Origin of the sequence: Flavobacterium sp. UBA2787, assembly GCA_002352205.1 — a bacterium.
Lineage (GTDB): Bacteria > Bacteroidota > Bacteroidia > Flavobacteriales > Flavobacteriaceae > Flavobacterium.
Genome location: DEHZ01000013.1, coordinates 84,917 through 103,184 on the forward strand (window position 1 = coordinate 84,917; position 18,268 = coordinate 103,184).

Annotated in this window: 12 protein-coding genes; 6 read left to right on the forward strand and 6 right to left on the reverse strand. The window is 32.8% G+C overall.

Going from position 1 to position 18,268, the window contains the following annotated elements; genetic code table 11:
- Window positions 1-27: 27 nt before the first annotated feature.
- Window positions 28-2,049 (reverse strand): M3 family metallopeptidase, encoded by a 2,022-nt coding sequence (locus B4N66_RS11765; RefSeq protein WP_291095012.1) that lies wholly within the window; start codon window positions 2,047-2,049, stop codon window positions 28-30.
- Between the two features lie 132 nt (window positions 2,050-2,181).
- On the opposite strand from B4N66_RS11765, the gene B4N66_RS11770 reads away from it, so the two are divergent.
- A complete protein-coding gene (locus B4N66_RS11770; RefSeq protein WP_291095014.1) occupies window positions 2,182-2,859 on the forward strand; it encodes a hypothetical protein in 678 nt (225 codons plus the stop codon).
- Window positions 2,860-2,946: 87 nt separating this feature from the next.
- Here the strand turns inward: B4N66_RS11770 and B4N66_RS11775 are convergent, their stop codons facing one another.
- The 4 genes from B4N66_RS11775 to B4N66_RS11790 are packed head-to-tail and all read right to left on the reverse strand — an operon-like array spanning window position 2,947 to window position 5,493.
- Window positions 2,947-3,180 (reverse strand): hypothetical protein, encoded by a 234-nt coding sequence (locus B4N66_RS11775; RefSeq protein WP_291095016.1) that lies wholly within the window; start codon window positions 3,178-3,180, stop codon window positions 2,947-2,949.
- Window positions 3,181-3,195: 15 nt separating this feature from the next.
- On the reverse strand, window positions 3,196-3,681 hold the full coding sequence (purE, locus tag B4N66_RS11780) for a 5-(carboxyamino)imidazole ribonucleotide mutase (protein ID WP_291095018.1): 486 nt from the start codon (window positions 3,679-3,681) through the stop codon (window positions 3,196-3,198).
- A 54-nt stretch (window positions 3,682-3,735) separates the two neighbouring features.
- Window positions 3,736-4,899, reverse strand: coding sequence for a 5-(carboxyamino)imidazole ribonucleotide synthase (locus B4N66_RS11785; RefSeq protein ID WP_291095020.1), 1,164 nt, complete (start codon window positions 4,897-4,899; stop codon window positions 3,736-3,738).
- 48 nt (window positions 4,900-4,947) lie between these two features.
- Window positions 4,948-5,493, reverse strand: a complete 546-nt coding sequence (locus B4N66_RS11790; RefSeq protein WP_188362703.1) for a hypothetical protein — start codon at window positions 5,491-5,493, stop codon at window positions 4,948-4,950.
- 94 nt (window positions 5,494-5,587) lie between these two features.
- Here B4N66_RS11790 and hpt point away from each other — a divergent pair, with 94 nt between their 5' ends.
- The 5 genes from hpt to B4N66_RS11815 all read left to right on the forward strand — a co-directional run bounded on the left by hpt (window position 5,588) and on the right by B4N66_RS11815 (window position 11,540).
- Window positions 5,588-6,118, forward strand: a complete 531-nt coding sequence (gene hpt, locus B4N66_RS11795; RefSeq protein WP_291095024.1) for a hypoxanthine phosphoribosyltransferase — start codon at window positions 5,588-5,590, stop codon at window positions 6,116-6,118.
- Between the two features lie 36 nt (window positions 6,119-6,154).
- Entirely contained in the window at window positions 6,155-6,730 is a 576-nt protein-coding gene (locus B4N66_RS11800) for an adenylate kinase (protein ID WP_291095026.1), read from the forward strand.
- Window positions 6,731-6,899: 169 nt separating this feature from the next.
- On the forward strand, window positions 6,900-8,123 hold the full coding sequence (locus B4N66_RS11805) for a hemolysin family protein (protein WP_299518002.1): 1,224 nt from the start codon (window positions 6,900-6,902) through the stop codon (window positions 8,121-8,123).
- Between the two features lie 97 nt (window positions 8,124-8,220).
- The gene (obgE, locus tag B4N66_RS11810; protein WP_291095030.1) at window positions 8,221-9,225 is read left to right on the forward strand and encodes a GTPase ObgE; all 1,005 of its coding nucleotides are present in this window, start codon (window positions 8,221-8,223) and stop codon (window positions 9,223-9,225) included.
- A 167-nt stretch (window positions 9,226-9,392) separates the two neighbouring features.
- Window positions 9,393-11,540: a S46 family peptidase gene (locus B4N66_RS11815; RefSeq protein WP_291095032.1), complete on the forward strand. Its 2,148-nt coding sequence runs from the start codon at window positions 9,393-9,395 to the stop codon at window positions 11,538-11,540.
- 72 nt (window positions 11,541-11,612) lie between these two features.
- Here B4N66_RS11815 and B4N66_RS11820 read toward each other — a convergent pair whose 3' ends face one another.
- Complete coding sequence (locus tag B4N66_RS11820; protein ID WP_291095034.1) at window positions 11,613-18,140, reverse strand: carboxypeptidase-like regulatory domain-containing protein; 6,528 nt, start codon at window positions 18,138-18,140, stop codon at window positions 11,613-11,615.
- Window positions 18,141-18,268: the final 128 nt, after the last annotated feature.

The following is an 18,268-nucleotide window of genomic DNA, read 5'->3' on the forward strand; positions in this document are numbered from 1 at the left end:
TAATTTTTTTATTAAAATACTTTTAAATTAATTTACCAACCCCGCTCTCTTCAACAATGCCTCCACTTTCGGTTCCTGACCTCTAAATTTTTTATACAATTCCATCGGTAATTCTGTTCCCCCTTTTGATAGAACGTTGTCTTTAAATTTTGTGGCAACTTCTTGATTAAAAATCCCTTTTTCCTGAAAATAAGCAAACGCATCGGCATCCAAAACTTCCGCCCATTTATAACTGTAATAACCAGACGAATAGCCACCTTGAAAAATATGCGAAAAAGACGTACTCATGCAATTTTCTTCCACATCCGGATACAAAGAAGTTCCTTCAAATGCGGCTTTTTCAAATGCTTTTACATCAGCAATCGTTTGTACTTTGGCGTGATAGGCAATGTCCAACAACCCAAAACTCAACTGACGCATCGTCGCCATTCCTTCCAAGAAACTCGCACTTTCCTTGATTTTTTCCACATACTGTTGCGGAATCACTTCGTCCGTTAAATAATGCTTCGCAAACAAAGCCAACGCTTCCGGTTCGTAGCACCAGTTTTCCATCACTTGACTTGGTAATTCCACAAAATCCCAATACACCGAAGTTCCCGATAAACTCGGATACGTCGTGTTCGCCAACATACCGTGCAACGCGTGACCGAATTCGTGAAACAATGTCGTCACTTCATTAAAGGTTAGGAGGGAAGGTTTAGTTTCTGACGGTGGCGTAAAATTACACACAATCGAAACGTGCGGTCTTTCGTTCACACCATTTCTACTATATTGCGGTTTAAAAGATGTCATCCAAGCACCATTTCGTTTTCCTTTTCTTGGAAAAAAATCAGCATAGAAAACAGCAACTAATTCATCTTGAAAATCCAACACTTCAAAAGTTTGCACATCGTTGTGGTATGTATCGATATCAAAAACTTCTTTAAACCTAATTCCGAATAATTTTTCAGCAATCGTAAAAGCTCCGTTCAACACATTTTCCAATTTGAAATAGGGTTTCAACAATTCATCATCCAAACTAAATAATTTCTGTTTTAATTTTTCAGAATAATACGCTCCATCCCATTTTTCTAACTGATCGATTCTATCAATTTCCTTCGCAAAAGCCGTCAATTCAGCAAATTCTTTTTGAGCGGCAGGTTTGGCTTTTTCCAACAAATCATTCAAAAATGATTTCACTTTTTCCGGATTTTGAGCCATTCGTTCTTCCAAAACAAAATGCGAATGCGATTCATAACCCAATAAATTAGCTCTTTTATGACGTAATTCTACAATTCGTTTTACATTTTCTTTGTTGTCAAATTCATTATTTTGAAAGGCTTTTTTTCCGGCAGCAATGGCGATTTCTTTTCGCAATTCACGGTTTTCAACATACGTCACAAACGGCAAATAACTCGGAAAATCCAACGTGAAAACCCATCCTTCCATTCCTTTCGATTTGGCTAAACTTGCCGCCATTTCTTTCGTCCCATCAGGCAAACCTTTTAAATCAGCTTCGTTGGTAATGTGCAATTGATAATTGTTGGTTTCGGCTAAAACATTTTCGCCATACGTCAATTTTAATTTGGCTAATTCAGTGTCAATTTCACGTAATTTCAGTTTATCTTCTTCCGAAAGTAATGCTCCATTTCGTGAAAAACCTTTGAATTTTTTATCTAACAAAGTTGCTTGTTCAGTCGTTAAAGTCAATCTGTCTTTTTGATCATAAACAGCTTTTACACGTTTGAACAAATCTTCATTCAACGAAATATCATTGCTAAAAGCGGTTAATAAAGGCGAAACGTCTTGAGCAATTTTTTGCATTTCATCACACGTTTCAGCCGAATTTAAATTAAAAAATATCGACGATAATCGATCTAACGCTTCACCTGAAAAATCTAATCTTTCAATCGTATTTTCAAAAGTTGGCGTTTCAGAATTGTTGATGATTTCGTCAACTTCTGCCTTTGCTTTTGCAATCGTTTTTTCAAAAGCCGGTTTGTAATTTTCTAATTTTATTTGTGAAAAAGGTGCGGTGTTGTGTTTGGTTTGAAATACTTCGGTCAACATAAGTTCAATTTTTTATTTTTCAAAAGTACGGATTTCGATACGTTTTATCAATCGATGAATTAGGGTTTATTTTAGAATAATTAGCTTTCCTCATTAAATTTCACTACCTTTTCAATTAATTGAATTTAAAAAATGAAATACAACGTCACGATTAATAGCATTTTGAATGTAAATGAAATTCCGGAATACTGGAACGAACAAGATTATTTAAAATTATTGGAAATATTTAATTTTCCAAACCCTCAAACAATTGCAAAAGAAAACCTTTTGGAATATTTGAAAATGGCCATCACCGATGAAGAACCAACCGATGCGGCGGTTATTTTATTGACTTATAAATTAAGCGAGGAATTAAACGAAGGTCAGATTTCCCAAATTTCAAACGATATGCTTTTGGATAAAGTTTGTGAAGAATATCCTGAAATTGATTTGCACGAACCTTTATTTCACATCAATCAATTATTGTATCTAGCTTACAACGGAAAATTTCCGAATGCAACGGCTACGATTTTAAACTGTGAGATTATCGCTGATAATGAAGACGATAAAAGCGATTTAGGTAACGAACAAATCCTGAAAATTCTAGCTCAAGGTTTAGGCGAAAGTGCGTTGTTAAAACGTTTATTTCCCGAACAACTTTCAGGTAACAAACCTTTTCCGGAAGCCAATGATATTGTGTGGGGATTGGAATCATTAGGTTCAAACCAATACAAATTAATCACTTCGGAATATTGGCTTTCTAAATCCGACTTTGATAAAGGAGAATACCAAGCCGATATCGTTTTTGAAGAAGAACTGGAGGAGGAATAGATTTTATTCAAAATATATTTTAAAAAAAACGGACAAATTACGAATTGTCCGTTTTTTTATGTTTTAATAAATTAGTAGTGATATTATCTAACTAAAATATTTTGAATAGCGGTTTTTAGTTTCTTCCATCCCCATATTATGAGCAATTCCTTCGTTCTTTTCAAGAGAAATAAGAGCTTCATCAATAGCCGATTTTTGTTTTTCGGCCAAAGTAGATTTTGATTGAATTAAATGAATAATTTCTTCAATCAATGCAGGGTTTTCAAGATCTAAGATAACCTTTGCCAATTCTATTTTTGAAGTTTTAATATCCATATTCATTTTTATCAAAGATAATTATTTTTTCAATCCTTCCGAAGCTTTTAAAACTGCATCTTTCAAACTTTCTTTATAAAAAATAATTTTATCCAGCACACATTTATCGTGACTTCCAATAATTTGTGCAGCTAAAATTCCGGCATTTTTGGCTCCGTTCAAAGCGACAGTCGCTACCGGAACACCGCCCGGCATTTGCAAAATCGACAAAACGGAATCCCAACCATCAATTGAATTACTTGATTTCACCGGAACGCCAATCACAGGCAACGGCGACATCGAAGCAACCATTCCCGGTAAATGTGCAGCACCACCGGCTCCGGCAATAATGACCGAAATGCCACGCGTGTGAGCATTTTTACTAAAATCAAACAATTTTTCCGGTGTTCGGTGTGCCGAAACGATATCGACTTCTGTTTCTATGTCAAATCCTTTTAAGATGTCGATGGCTTCCTGCATGACCGGTATGTCGGAGATGGAACCCATGATGATGGCTACTTTGCTCATTGGTTTTTTTGTTTCAAGTTTAATGTTTCAAGTTAATTTGGTCTTTAAAACTGATTACTGTGACTGACCACTGATTACTCTTATGCTATTCTTCACTTCCTCCGCAACTCTTCTCGCTGCCACCATATCTTCATTCACAATCGTTACGTGACCCATTTTGCGGAAAGGTCGTGTTTCTCTCTTGCCGTAAATATGAGGAGTTACTCCATCAATCGACATAATTTTTTCGATGTTTTCATAAACTACTTGACCGGAGAAACCTTCTTCACCCACCAAATTTACCATAATTCCGGCAACTTTGCTAGCTGTATTTCCCAAAGGTAAATCTAAAATGGCACGAAGATGATTTTCAAATTGCGAAGTATAACTAGCTTCAATGCTGTAATGTCCAGAATTGTGGGGTCGTGGAGCTACTTCGTTGACTAAAATTTCATCATTTTCGGTTTGAAACATTTCTACCGCTAATAAACCAACATGATTGAATGATTCGGAAACTTTCAACGCAATTTCTTGAGCTTTTTGAGCCACTTTATCGTCAATTCGAGCTGGGCAAATCACATATTCTACTTGATTGGCTTCAGGGTGAAACTCCATCTCCACCACAGGATATGTTTTGACTTCGCCCGAAACGGAACGAGCCACGATCACAGCTAACTCATTTTTAAACGGAACCATATCTTCAGCAATGCATTCTACATCAGGAAGTTTAACCAAATCTAACGCAGAACGACAAATTTTTACACCGGTTCCATCATAACCAAATTGAGCACATTTCCATACGAAAGGAAAATCTATTTCATCTTTTTTGATGGATTCCAATAATGATTTTAAACTCACAAATCGTTTGAAATTTGAAGTTGGAATGTCATTATCCGCATAATGATCCTTTTGTCTTCCTTTATTTTGAATTTGATGCAATGTTTTTGGGGAAGGATAAATCGGTAAACCTTCTTCTTCCAATTTAACAAGTGCTTCCAAATTTACATTTTCAATTTCAATCGTCAATAAATCAACCATTTTACCGAAACGATATAAGGTTTCAAAATGCATCAGACTTCCTTCAAAAAATTGATTGCAACCAAATTGTGCAGGAGCTTCCGGACTTGGATCTAAAACAAAAGTTTGTATGTCAAATTTTCGAGTTTCAGCCAAAAGCATTTTGCCTAATTGGCCTCCTCCCAAAATACCTAATTTAAAATCGGATGAAAAGTAGTTCATTGTGTTGTTGTTTGGGCAAAGATAAGTAACAATTTATTGAATGAAAAGTTATTTCAGTCGTTTCAAAATATTCCTCGCCGCCGCCTTATAACCCGCAGAATGATTTGAATAATCCTGACTTAAAATTGGTTTTAATTCCTCATAAATCCAATCATATTTTTTTCCTAAAACAAATAATGCTTTCATTGCGTATGCTTTTGAAGCTACTTTTTCGTCTTGAATTAATCGGTCAATCAACGCTTCAATCAGAATGTGTTCTTGCTCTTTGGTCAAATTAATTCCGTTTTTTCGATGATTGCTTTTAGTTAAAAACATTGCAATTCGAGTGGCAGGTCGCAACGAAGAATCATTTTTGATTTTAGGTAACACTTCGCAAAATTCATCAATATAAGGAACTAGCAATTTCAACTTTTTTTCACCTACCAAATCCAAACTCCAAAAGGCTTTGACGTGTAATTCATGCGAAATATCAAAAGCAATCGAAATCAATTCTTTCAAATTTTCTTCACTTTTCATGGCAAAATTACTCACCATAACTCGGCTTTTCACATGAGCAGTGCTTCCTTCTATTTTTTGATATATCATTGAATTCATTCGGTAAATATACCAATTTTACAAAAAAGTCGGAATTCTTACTTCGTAATACTGAAGACTTCCTTAAATTTGCACTTTATTAAAAACCACAACTATGATACACCTTCACGACAAAACATTTGTACCGTTTATTTCTTCGGAAGAATTAAATTTTGCAATTAAAAATTTAGCCAAACAAATGGACGATGATTTTTTTGATGAAGTGCCCGTTTTTGTTGGAGTTTTAAACGGAGCTTTTATGGTTTTGTCCGATTTAATGAAAGAATATCGTGGAATGTGTGAAGTAAGTTTTGTAAAGATGACTTCTTATGAAGGAACGCAAACCACCAATGAAGTAAAACAATTGATCGGTTTAAACCAAAATTTAGAAGGTAGAACGGTTGTCATTGTTGAAGATATCATCGATACAGGAAACACAATCGAAGAATTAAAATCAATTTTTAAAGATCAAAATGTAAAACATCTAAAAATTGCCACTTTGTTTTTGAAACCGGATGCATACAAAAAAGACATCAAAATTGATTATGTCGGAATTCGAATTCCAAACAAATTCATCGTAGGTTATGGTCTTGATTATGATGGTTTGGGCAGAAATTTGCCAGACGTATATCAACTTGCAGAATAACTCTAAAAATCTAACTATCTAACAATCCACATTAAAATGATTAACATCGTTCTTTTCGGAAAACCGGGTGCAGGAAAAGGCACACAAGCTGAATTTTTAAAAGAAAAATACAATTTAACGCATTTATCAACCGGAGATATTTTTCGATTCAATATTAAAAACGACACCGATTTAGGGAAATTAGCCAAAACATTTATGGACAAAGGCGATTTAGTTCCTGATGAAGTGACCATTCAAATGTTGCAAAGCGAAGTAGATAATAATCCAGATTCTGCCGGATTTTTATTTGATGGTTTCCCAAGAACAATTGCTCAAGCCGAAGCGTTGGATGCTTTTTTAGAATCTAAAAATCAAGAAATTACAGCAACGGTAGCATTAGAAGCTGATGATGAAATTTTGGTTCAACGCTTATTAAAAAGAGGAATAACTTCCGGAAGAGCAGACGATCAGGACGAAGAAAAAATTAGAAATCGTTACCAAGAATACAATGAAAAAACAGCTCCGTTAATGGAATATTACAATCAACAAGGTAAATTTCATTCGGTAGACGGAATAGGTTCAATTACAGAAGTAAACGAACGATTGAATTTTGTATTCGATAACTTGAAATAAATACTTATTTATCTAAAAATTGGCAAATTAGTGCTGTTTTTTTTAGATATTTGCAAAATTAAAAGGAGCTTCATCCGGTTCATCGGAATTGTTGCTCTTTTTTTGGTAAATAACACATATGGAAATTTTAATAATTTTATTTTTAATTTTATTGAATGGTATTTTTTCGATGTCCGAAATTGCACTAATTTCAGCTAGAAAAAGTCGTTTAGAAACTGCCGCTAAAAAAGGAAATCCTGCCGCAAAAGTAGCATTGGATTTGGCGAATTCTCCCAATAAATTTTTGTCAACCGTTCAAATCGGAATCACGTTAATCGGGATTTTAACCGGTATTTATTCGGGTGATAAAATTACAACTGATGTAAAAACATTTGTAGCCGGTTTTGAAATTTTAAAACCGTATGCGGATTCTATCGCGGTTGGAATTGTTGTTGTTGTTTTGACCTTCTTTTCACTCGTTTTGGGTGAATTAGTTCCAAAAAGAATCGGTTTAAATTATCCTGAAACAATCGCAAAAGCAGTGGCTGTTCCGATGAAAATTGTATCAAAAATTACAGCTCCGTTCATTTGGCTTTTGACGATTTCTACTGAATTTATTTTAGATTTATTCAGAATCAAACCTAACGCTGACGGAAAAGTAACAGAAGAAGAAATAAAAGCAATAATTAAAGAAGGTACAGAAGTAGGCGAAGTTCAGGAAATTGAGCAAGACATTGTTGAACGTGTTTTTCATATTGGTGATCGAAAAGTGAACTCGTTAATGACACATCGTTCTTCGGTTGATTATCTTTCATTAAATGATTCGATGAGTGAATTAAAAGCAAAAGTATTAGAGGATTTACATTCATTTTATCCGGTTTGTAAAGAGAATTTGGATGAATTAGAGGGTATCGTATTACTAAAAGACTTGTTTACAATTTTTGAAAAAGGTGAATTTGATTTAAAAGCAATAATTAAAGAACCTGTTTATTTAATTGAACATACATCTGCCTACAAGGCTCTTGAAATTTTTAAGAAATCGAAAGTCCATTATGCGTTAATTGTTGATGAACACGGTGTTTTTCAAGGAATAATCACGTTGAATGATATTTTAGAAGCGTTGGTTGGAGATGCGTCCGATTTTTATGAAGAAGAATTTAAATTAGTCTCTCGTGAAGACGGAAGTTGGTTAGTTGACGGACATTATTCGCTTCACGACTTTTTAACTTATTTTGATATGGATGAGCATATTAACGATTATGATGTAACAACAGTAAGCGGATTTATCATCACCGAATTAGGAAATATTCCAAAACAAGGACAAAAATTAATTTGGAACAAACTGGAATTTGAAGTAATTGATATGGATGGCGTTAAAATTGATAAAATCCTAATCAATAACTTAAAAGAATAAAGAATTAGTGGTCGGTTTTCAGTTTTTGTAATCAGTTAATTAATTTTCAGATAACAGATAACAGATTGCAGACAACCGACAACAGAAAATAGAAAAAATGACAGAGGGAAATTTTGTAGACTACGTAAAAATATATGTTTCATCCGGAAAAGGTGGGAAGGGTTCATCGCATCTTCACCGTGAAAAATTCATTGAAAAAGGTGGTCCCGATGGTGGTGATGGTGGTCGAGGTGGTCACGTTTATTTAAAAGGAAACAAAAGTCTTTGGACATTATTTCATTTGAAATTCGTTAAGCATATTCGTGCCGGACACGGTGGTGATGGTGGAAGCTCAAGAAGTACCGGACACGATGGAGAAGATAAATTTGTTGAAGTTCCACTGGGAACAGTAGTTCGCGATCAAGAAACAGGGGAAATTTTGTTTGAAATTACCGAGCACGATGAAGTTAAAATCATCGCTAAAGGTGGAAAAGGCGGATTAGGAAACTGGAATTTTCGTTCGTCAACCAATCAAACACCACGTTATGCTCAGCCCGGAATGCCTGTGGAAGAAGTCGATGTGACGTTAGAATTAAAAGTTTTAGCCGATGTTGGGTTAGTAGGTTTTCCAAACGCTGGAAAGTCAACGTTACTTTCGGTGATGACTTCGGCTAAACCAAAAATTGCAGATTATCCATTTACAACGTTAAAACCTAATTTAGGAATTGTGTCATACAGAGATTTTCAATCGTTTGTAATGGCCGATATTCCCGGAATTATTGAAGGTGCTGCCGAAGGAAAAGGACTTGGACATTATTTTTTACGTCATATCGAACGAAATTCAATTTTACTGTTTTTAGTTCCTGCCGATGCTGCGGATATCAAAAAAGAGTACGAAATTTTGTTGGATGAACTTCGTCGATACAATCCTGAAATGTTGGATAAAGACCGAATTTTAGTTGTTTCCAAATGCGATATGTTGGATGATGAACTAAAAGGAGAACTTGAAAAACAAATGAAAAAAGAGTTCAAAGGAGTGAAATATCATTTCATATCTTCTGTTGCCCAACAAGGTTTACAGGAATTAAAAGATATGTTGTGGAAAATGTTGAACGAAGAATAATTAAAAATTATATATTTCTTACAAAAGCATCCCTAATCGGATGCTTTTTTTATGGAATTCTAAAAATTAAGTTAAAAAATACGATATCGTTGTAGTTTTTAAGTCAAAAATCAAGTGGGAAAACACAAAAAAAAGTATATTCGCAAACATTAAAAATTAATCAAAAAATGAAAAAAATTATTTTAAGTTTTGTGGCATTAATCGCTTTTGCTCCGGCAACCGTTTTTGCTAACGAAGGTATGTGGTTTTTGATGCATATTCAACGTCTAAATCAACGTGATATGCAAAAAATGGGATTGCAATTAACCGCAGAAGAAATTTATAGCGTTAACAATTCCAGTTTAAAAGATGCAATCGTTCAATTTAATGGTGGATGTACGGCAGAAATGATTTCCAAAGACGGTTTGGTTTTAACCAATCACCACTGTGGATATGATGCAATTGCTGAATTATCTTCGCCTGAAAGCAACTATTTAAGGGATGGATTTTGGGCTCAAAACCGCAAAGCCGAATTAAAACCAAAAAGTTTGTTCGTTCGTTTTTTCGTACGTATGGACGATGTAACCAAACGAATTTTAGGTGTTGTAAATGATAAAATGACCGAAGCAGAACGTGAAGCGGCAATCAATCAGGAAACAGCAAAAATTCAAAAAGAAAATGATGGTGGAGGGAAATATACTGTTTCTGTTCGTCCGTTTTTCCAAGGGAATGAATATTACTATTTTGTGTATGAAGATTTTACCGATGTTCGTTTAGTTGGAACTCCAACAGAAAGCATTGGAAAATTTGGGGGTGATACAGACAACTGGGAGTGGCCTCGTCACACAGGAGATTTCGCTTTGTTCAGAGTATATGCTGATGCAAACGGAAGTCCTGCTACCTATTCAGAAAACAATGTTCCATTAAAACCAAAACACCATTTACCAATCAGTTTAAAAGGTGTTCAGGAAAATGATTTTGCAATGATTTTAGGTTATCCGGGTCGTACAAACCGTTGGATGCCGGCTGAAGGAATTGAGCAAAACGTAAAATATGCCTATCCTGCTTGGGTTGAAGGTTCAAAAATGTCGATGGACAAAATGAAAACGCATATGGATAAAGACGATGCAGTTCGTTTAAAATATGCTTCAAAATATGCTTCAATCGCCAATTACTGGAAAAACAGACAAGGAATGATTGATGCTCTTTCTCAATTTAAAACAGCTGATTCTAAAAGAAAAGTTGAAAAGAAATTTGATAAATGGGCAAATAGCAAAGCAAACAAAGAAAAATACGGAACAGTTATAAAAGACATCAACGCTTATTATGCTTTAACAAATGAAAAAGCAAAGCACGATAATTATTTGATGACTTTCTTACGTGGTTCTGCTTTTGGAGTTTTACCTGGTCGTTTAGGAACGCAACTTACCAATTATGCTAAAGCAGATGCTGCTCAAAGAACGCAAATGAAACCTCGTTTAGTAGAAATGATTGAAGGAACATTTGAAACCGTTTATTTGCCTGTTGAAAAAGACGTAATGGCTGGTCAATTATCACTTTATGCAGATAAAGGAAAAGGTTATGCATTGGCTCCAAGCGTTGCAGAATTAGTAGCAAACAAAACCGATTTGGCAAAATATGCTGCAAATGCAATTGATTTAAGTTTATTTACTTCAAAAGAACGTTTATTAGCCTTTTTAGAAATTCCGAATGTAGAATTAATCAATAACGATCCATTGTACAAATTGTCTTCGGATTTATTAGACCATTACAACAAAAAATCGGACGAGTTAAAAGCTGCTGAAGAAAAATACCAATCAGGTTTCAGAAAATTAGTGGCTGGTTTACAAGAATCGAAATTAAGTCCGATTTTATATCCGGATGCCAATTCAACATTGCGTTTGTCTTATGGAAAAGTTCGTTCATTGCCGGCAGATAAGAGAAACGATGCAAAAATCAACAATTATACAACGTTGGAAGGAATGGTGAAAAAGCACAAAGCAGGTGATCCAGAGTTTGATTTATCTCAACCTTTGATTGATTTGTATAACAAAAAAGATTTCGGTCAATATGCTGATAAAGCTGGATATATGCCGGTAAATTTCCTTTCAGATAACGATATTACAGGAGGAAATTCAGGTTCTCCGGTATTGAATGGAAAAGGAGAATTAATCGGATTAGCATTTGACGGAAACATCGAAGCGATGGCTGGCGACGTTATTTTTGATGACAAATTACAAAGAACAATTAATGTAGATATCCGTTTCGTATTATTCATTATCGAGAAATATGCCGGAGCAAAACATATTATTGACGAGTTAACTATCGTTAAATAAGGATTAATATTAATTCAATTAAAAAATCTGCTTCAGAAATGGAGCAGATTTTTTTATTATTAAATTTATGAATTACTCAATTTTTACTTTGGTACTTATAGAATGAGCAGAAAATTCAGGAGCATACATACTTTGCAACGTTGAAATTCCGTCAATAAAACTACCGGAGTGATTGATGCGAACATCGTATTCCAAAACATAAGTTCCTTTCTTAATTGTGTCAAAGAAAAAGTGTGTAGCAACATCTTTTGTACTACGATAAAAATGTAAACCATCTTTCCACTCATATTTCGAAATCACATCAACAGGTTCAAAACTCGAAGCTCTCAAGTCTTTTAAGTGAACAAATTCGAGATCGTTTTCAGTTTTTAAAATTAATCTAATCGTAATTAAATCCCCTGGTTTTACTATTTCTTTGTTCAATTCAAGTAATTTATCTCCATCAGAAGATTTTACTTTTTTATATAAATTTTTAGTAATGGATAAAACCGCTGTACTGTCTGATTTGATGTTTTCTAAATTCTCAAAATATTGCCAATATAAACCACCAAATCCAGCTACAGCCGATTTGTTTTCAACGGAAATAGAACCCATTTCTTTAGTAATTTCCTCTGCATTCCAATTCATTTTGATATAACCTGTTTCTGCTTCTTTATCTTTTTCAGATAATTTTTTGGTCAATATTTTTTCGTTACCAATTTTGAATTTTGTGTTGTCTAAACTATTTGTCCAATCTCTTCCTTGTAATAATAAAGCATAAACTGCTTCAGTAGTAGCTTTTGTAGTTGGCCAATTTTGTAATTGCTTTTGTTTAAGCAACCAAACTTTCATTTCATCGATATATTTTTTATCTTTTTCAATTTCAGCAAAAGCTTCAATTAGTAAAGCTTGTGTTTCAATTGCCGATTGATACCAATAATATCCGTTTTTATTTTCAACCCAATACATACCAAAATCATCATTTCTTGCAACTGTTTCTTTTAAATTCGTTATAATTTTTTCAGCAAAATTTTTGTCTCCAAAACGATGCATCGTTAAAGCCAAAAGTGCTTTTTTGTATAACGAATACTGTAACCAATTCATTTTGAATTCTACTTTCTGAATAGTAATAATAGAGTCAATTTTCTTTGAAACAGGCATTTTTTCAATATAAAAACTTCGAGCATATAAATAATGTAAATTGGAATAGGTATAATAGTTTATACGTTCATTTTTTAAAGTACTGTTTTTGATAAAATTAGCATCAAGATGTGGAACCGCTTTGGATGTAATTTTTTCAAATTTGGAAATGTTCCCAGGAAATAATTTTCCTAAATGACCCAGCCCGGCAACGATGTGTTGTGTGATAAACATATTTTCATCACCACCATCAAACCAAGGAAATGCACCAGATGGCAATTGTTTTTCTTCTAATTTTTTAAATGTATTTTCTTGTGATTCTTTCATCTTATTCAAATCCATGAGCAAAGCCAATCGTTTGTTTTTCAATTCCTCACTTTCTGCATCCAAAAGCCATGGCGTTTCGTTTAACACAATGGATTTGAGTTCTTCATTTTGATTTAATTTTGAAACGGATGTTGGATTCTTTTTCCATGTTTCAAATAAAGCAGCAATTTTTGGGTTGCTGTTGATGATTTCTGTGGCAATGAAATTTCCGTAATACCTTGAAAAAGTCTGCTCTGCACATTCATGTTGAAATTCCATCAAATAGGGAAGTGATTGCAACGCCAACCAAGTTGGATTGGAAGTATATTCCAATGTAAATTGATGACTTTTTAAAGTTTCAGAGGAATTGTTTTTTAAGTTTTCAAAAACATATTCTTTCTTAGAATTTCCTTTCACCCAAATCGGAATACTTTCGGTGATTAGAATTTTATTGCTTAAAACTGGAAGAATATTTTCTTCACCATCCGAAAAATTACCTGATTTTGCTACAATTTTATACTGTAAACCTTGCAACCCCTCCGGAATTGTAATTCTCCAAGTTACCGGAACACTTTCTTTTGGTTTGCAATCGAAATTTCGTGTGTTATTGTTGTTTAATGCGATGCTGTCGATTGCTTTCATAGTAGTGGCATCAAATAGCATTAACATTGCAATTCCTGATTTTGTCTCATTTGTCATATTGACCACTTTAGCAGAAATTGAAATGGTATCTTTTTCTCGCACAAATCGCGGCATATTAGTTTGAACCATCACATCTTTTTGAGAAATTATAGTCGATTCAAAATAGCCGGATTCTGCTTTTTTATTATGACCATATAAACGCAATTTCCAACTTGTTAATGATTCAGGATTCGTAAAATTGAAACTAAATTTTCCATCAGAGTCTGTTTTTAAATGTGGATAAAAGAAGGCTGTTTCATTAAAATTGGTTCGGGTTTTTACTTGAGCGAGTTCTTTTAAGGAGTTTTTAGTAGTGATAACTATCACTCCCGCTGCACCTCTTGAACCATATAATGTGGTAGCAGAAGCATCTTTTAAAATACTCATGGAGGCTACATTTTCTGCTAGAAGTTTTGTGAAAGTTTCATCATCAACTAGAACTCCGTCAACTACATATAATGGATTTCTAGTGCCAGATAATGATGATGTGCCTCTAATCCTTACGCTAACCGAAGACCCAGGTTGACCGGAACCAGTTGATACAGTCAAACCAGTTACGTTACCTTGTAAAATTTCATCTAAATATGCTATTGGAACTTTCTCAATCTCATTGTTAATCACAGCAGTTGAATAAGCCAGCGTACTTTTTTTAGTTGAATTATAACCAACTACCACGACTTCATCTAAAAAAACATCCGTTTCTAACTCAATTTCATAAACTCTATTTTTATCAATTTGAACATGTTCCGATTTCATGCCAACATAATGAATCGCCAACACTTCTCCTTTTGCTGCTTCTATGCTAAAGTTGCCATCAAAATCTGTAGTTGTTCCACGATTTGTTCCTTTAACCAGAACAGAAGCTCCCGGAAGTGGTAGTCCTGATTCAAATACAACTCCTGAAATATATTTAGCATTTTTAGGTGTTTCTGTAACTGGTTTAATTTTATTTAAATATGTTTTTAAAACATGACTATTTTTTGGCTCATTGAAGTTAAAACCAAACCAATTAATTTGAGGGTTTTGAATGTACTGGGAATTATATTTTAAATCTCTTCCTAAATTTTTGATTGTTTTATGGCTAATATTGTAGAAATTCAAATTTGGAAAATTTGGACGGTTTGAATGATTAGAAAAATAAACACCTGACCAACCCCCCGTAGCAAATTGATCCAACGAACTATCATACATGCTAGCTAAAACTTCGCTTTCAATTTTTTGATCAGTAATTTTAAATGACCAGTTTTCCAAACTTCCGGGTTCGATTTTATTTCGAAGACTGATAATTTCAAAATTTAATTTGGATTCAATTGTTTCTTTATCAATGGTATGAGTTTTTATAGCTGAACTATTTTCCCATACAGAAGAAAAATGAAAATAAATATCTGTTTTATATTCCGATTTTTTATTGAATTTAAAAGTTGCTTTTCCATTTTTTAATTGAATAACTTGTTCGTTTTCCGGTACATTGTTTTCACCATAAAATCGAGCGGTTATCCATAAATCAGGAATAATCGATTGGATTTCAATTGCAAAAAAGGTTTCGTTTGGTTTGGAAATGTCGTTGAAAGTAAATAATTCACTCTCCGAATAAGGATTTATTTTTGAATTTAAATCAAAATAATTTTCAATTCTTATGTAATTGTTTTTAACATCATAGGCTTCGCCGACCACTTTGTAACTTCCATTTTTAAAAGTTTTTAAAAAATTTAAAGAAATGTCTTTGCTAATTTTGGTATCAAATGAAATTGTTTTTACTAAAACTTCCTTTGTTTCATGAACCGATTGATCAAACGGTTCGTGGGGAAAAAGTTGCTCAAATTCAACTCTCTCAACTAGTTCGATTTCTGGAATTCCAAATAACCGGTTCTTTAAAAATTTCTTTTGCTGTATTTCATAAATTTTAATTTCGCCTTTTGCATCAATACGATAATTATTTAAAGTTGTGCTTTTTATAATTAATTTGTTTTCATCTTCTTTTATTAAATTACTGTTTAAAATTAATTTTAAATCTAACATTTCTTTCCCCACTTTAAAATATTCTGAGGCACTTCTTGTTTCGCCTTGAATATCTGTAACATCAACTTTGACATTATATCTAATCATTGTGATATTATCATTTGAAACACCTTCTTCCACAGCAGGAAATTGAATGGTAAAATTTCCATTTTCATCTGTAGTTGTTTCAGAGTTTATATAGTCATCCTCACTAGAGTAATAACTATCTTTTGCACCTGTATTTTTTGAAACGGTATAAGCAACTTTCGCATTCGTTAGATTGTTTCCTGCCAAAGCTTTTGCATTTCCACTAATTTTTATTAAATCTCCAATCGTGTAATTTTCTTTAATTTCATCAAAATTTACTTCAAAAGTTGGTCGTTTATATTCTTCAACTTTAAAACTGAAACTATGCTCATTAAAATCAACATAATCCCAAAACTTGTGTTCTTCTTCTTTTTTGTCATAATATTTTGAATCAACTTTATCGTTATTAGGTTCATCCACAGTTAGATAAAAATCCCCGGCCAACGTGTTTTTTGGAATGTCAAATTCTCCTGAGAACGAACCAAATTCGTTTGTTTGAACATCAAATTCTTTTAACTTCGTTCCATTAACAGCTTTAATTTCCACATGCACACTTGCAAAAGGAACAACACTTTTTACATTGTCTTTATTTTGAATTAAAACTCCTTTGTAATGCATTTTTTGTCCCGGTCGATAAATGGCACGGTCAAAATGAACCATTACTCTGGCATCGAAATTTTCATAATCATCTTCTTCGTCTTCCTCTTTTTCATAAATAAAAGTTCGTTTGTATTTTTGTAATAGGGTGTCTTGCTCTTTAATAACCAAAACATCATTATCGTAAATTTTATTTTTAATGTGTTTTTTCAGTTTAAATTGTGCTTTACCTTCTTTGTTTGTATAAACTGTTTCGTCTTCATTTTTAATACTTGCATCTGCGATTGGTTTTCCTGTTTTTCTATCTAAAATATAAAATGAATTGTGTTTTTCATTTTGATCTTCTACCACAAAAAAGTTTGTGACTTGAAGGTTTTCATAGGTGTAAGCATTTTTATTTTTGATGGTATCATTTGGAGTTTCTATAAAAACCAAATAGTTTCCAACATCCATTTTTTCTAAAAGAATTTCAGTAGAATGATTGAAATAATCAGCAGTAGTAGGTAATTTTTGAGTGAAGCTTTTTACGGGTTTGTTTCGAAGTATAAAATTGAGTATTAGGGAATCTTTGTTTATTTTTCGATTGAATTCTTGATTATAATTGTATGAATTAGCTAATAAATAATTTTGTTTCACAGGAAATCGATAATAGCTTACCTTAACCGAATCTATATTTTTAAACTCTACAAAAGCACGATTGTTTTGGTTAGGATAAATTGATTTTTGTAGATTAATTGATAACGATTTACTTAAAATTTTATTCTGAATTATTTCTACTTCTGCTAAGGCATTGGGGCTGTTTTTTGCATTTAAAACTGTATCAATTAGGGCTAGTGCCTCTTTATACTTATTGATTTTTGTGTATTTCGAGGTTTGACTGTAATAATTTTTAATTCTTTCAACTCTTAACGATTGTTTTAAAAATGCGTTAGAAGTATTTTTTTCTAATTGTATAATTTTTTTCAAATATATTTCATGGTCTGCATAAATTGAATGTGCATATTTTAATCTTTCAAAATAAGCTAAATTTGCTTTTTCTAAGTCATTTTTTAGATAAAAACGTTCATTATTTTGTAAAATTTCAATGAATTTTTGTAAATCGATATTCTCTGATTTAGATGTTTTATAAGCAATAAATTTTTTTGTTTCAGCATATAAATTTTCAAATAAGTCTGTTTCAGTTTTCTGATTTTTAAATTCCCAACTATTTACTTTTGGTTTAAAATGTGTTATGCTTTTATCAACTAAAAAATCATATAAATTATAATTTTTTGCATCGGTGCTGGGTGAGATTTCAAAAATTTCTTTGACAGATTCGAGCGATGTATCCCGAAGAAGTTTTTCATCTTGCAAACAAGCATTCATTTTTTCATCAATTTCAGTAGTAAAATCAATCGATGTCCATGATAAAAAATCAGTATTTTTTTGATTATCTAATACTGTTCTTTCATCAATACTATAGGAATAGCGTTGAAAATAATTTTGTAAAATAGTCGCATAAATATAATTTAGCAGTGCTTTTGAAACCGGTTTAGCATCTTTAATTTCCTTCTTTAAATTAGAAATAATCTTAGATTGAGCGTTCTCATCAAAAACTTGTTCAAATTTTGATAGATAGAAAAAACATTTAACGATTTGTATTTCGTTGTTTTTCTTTTTAGCTTTTTTGTAAATTTCCTCAACCTCTTTTTGAGCAGATTGGATTTTTCCTTCTAATTCATGTTTGTAAACTTCCTTCCATTGTTCATCAAAATTTTGACCAAATGAAAAAGATAAAATAAAGAGGAAGTAAAGGGTTACTAATTTACGCATAAGTGTTTTTTATTTAATAGAGTATAAAATGGCTTAGAAGGTTGGATTTGATGAAAAAAATTATTCACTAAAATACTTAAAATTTGTACAACTAAATGGAAACGCAAAAACATTTCCTTACTTTTGAA

What these genes read in the sequence shown, in the direction of transcription:
- B4N66_RS11820 (WP_291095034.1), bottom strand. Translation starts at nt 18,140, where the DNA reads ATGCGTAAATTAGTAACCCTTTACTTCCTCTTTATTTTATCTTTTTCA.
- B4N66_RS11765 (WP_291095012.1), bottom strand. Translation starts at nt 2,049, where the DNA reads ATGTTGACCGAAGTATTTCAAACCAAACACAACACCGCACCTTTTTCA.
- B4N66_RS11775 (WP_291095016.1), bottom strand. Translation starts at nt 3,180, where the DNA reads ATGAATATGGATATTAAAACTTCAAAAATAGAATTGGCAAAGGTTATC.
- B4N66_RS11805 (WP_299518002.1), top strand. Translation starts at nt 6,900, where the DNA reads ATGTCCGAAATTGCACTAATTTCAGCTAGAAAAAGTCGTTTAGAAACT.
- B4N66_RS11785 (WP_291095020.1), bottom strand. Translation starts at nt 4,899, where the DNA reads ATGAACTACTTTTCATCCGATTTTAAATTAGGTATTTTGGGAGGAGGC.
- B4N66_RS11790 (WP_188362703.1), bottom strand. Translation starts at nt 5,493, where the DNA reads ATGAATTCAATGATATATCAAAAAATAGAAGGAAGCACTGCTCATGTG.
- obgE (WP_291095030.1), top strand. Translation starts at nt 8,221, where the DNA reads ATGACAGAGGGAAATTTTGTAGACTACGTAAAAATATATGTTTCATCC.
- B4N66_RS11800 (WP_291095026.1), top strand. Translation starts at nt 6,155, where the DNA reads ATGATTAACATCGTTCTTTTCGGAAAACCGGGTGCAGGAAAAGGCACA.
- hpt (WP_291095024.1), top strand. Translation starts at nt 5,588, where the DNA reads ATGATACACCTTCACGACAAAACATTTGTACCGTTTATTTCTTCGGAA.
- B4N66_RS11815 (WP_291095032.1), top strand. Translation starts at nt 9,393, where the DNA reads ATGAAAAAAATTATTTTAAGTTTTGTGGCATTAATCGCTTTTGCTCCG.
- purE (WP_291095018.1), bottom strand. Translation starts at nt 3,681, where the DNA reads ATGAGCAAAGTAGCCATCATCATGGGTTCCATCTCCGACATACCGGTC.
- B4N66_RS11770 (WP_291095014.1), top strand. Translation starts at nt 2,182, where the DNA reads ATGAAATACAACGTCACGATTAATAGCATTTTGAATGTAAATGAAATT.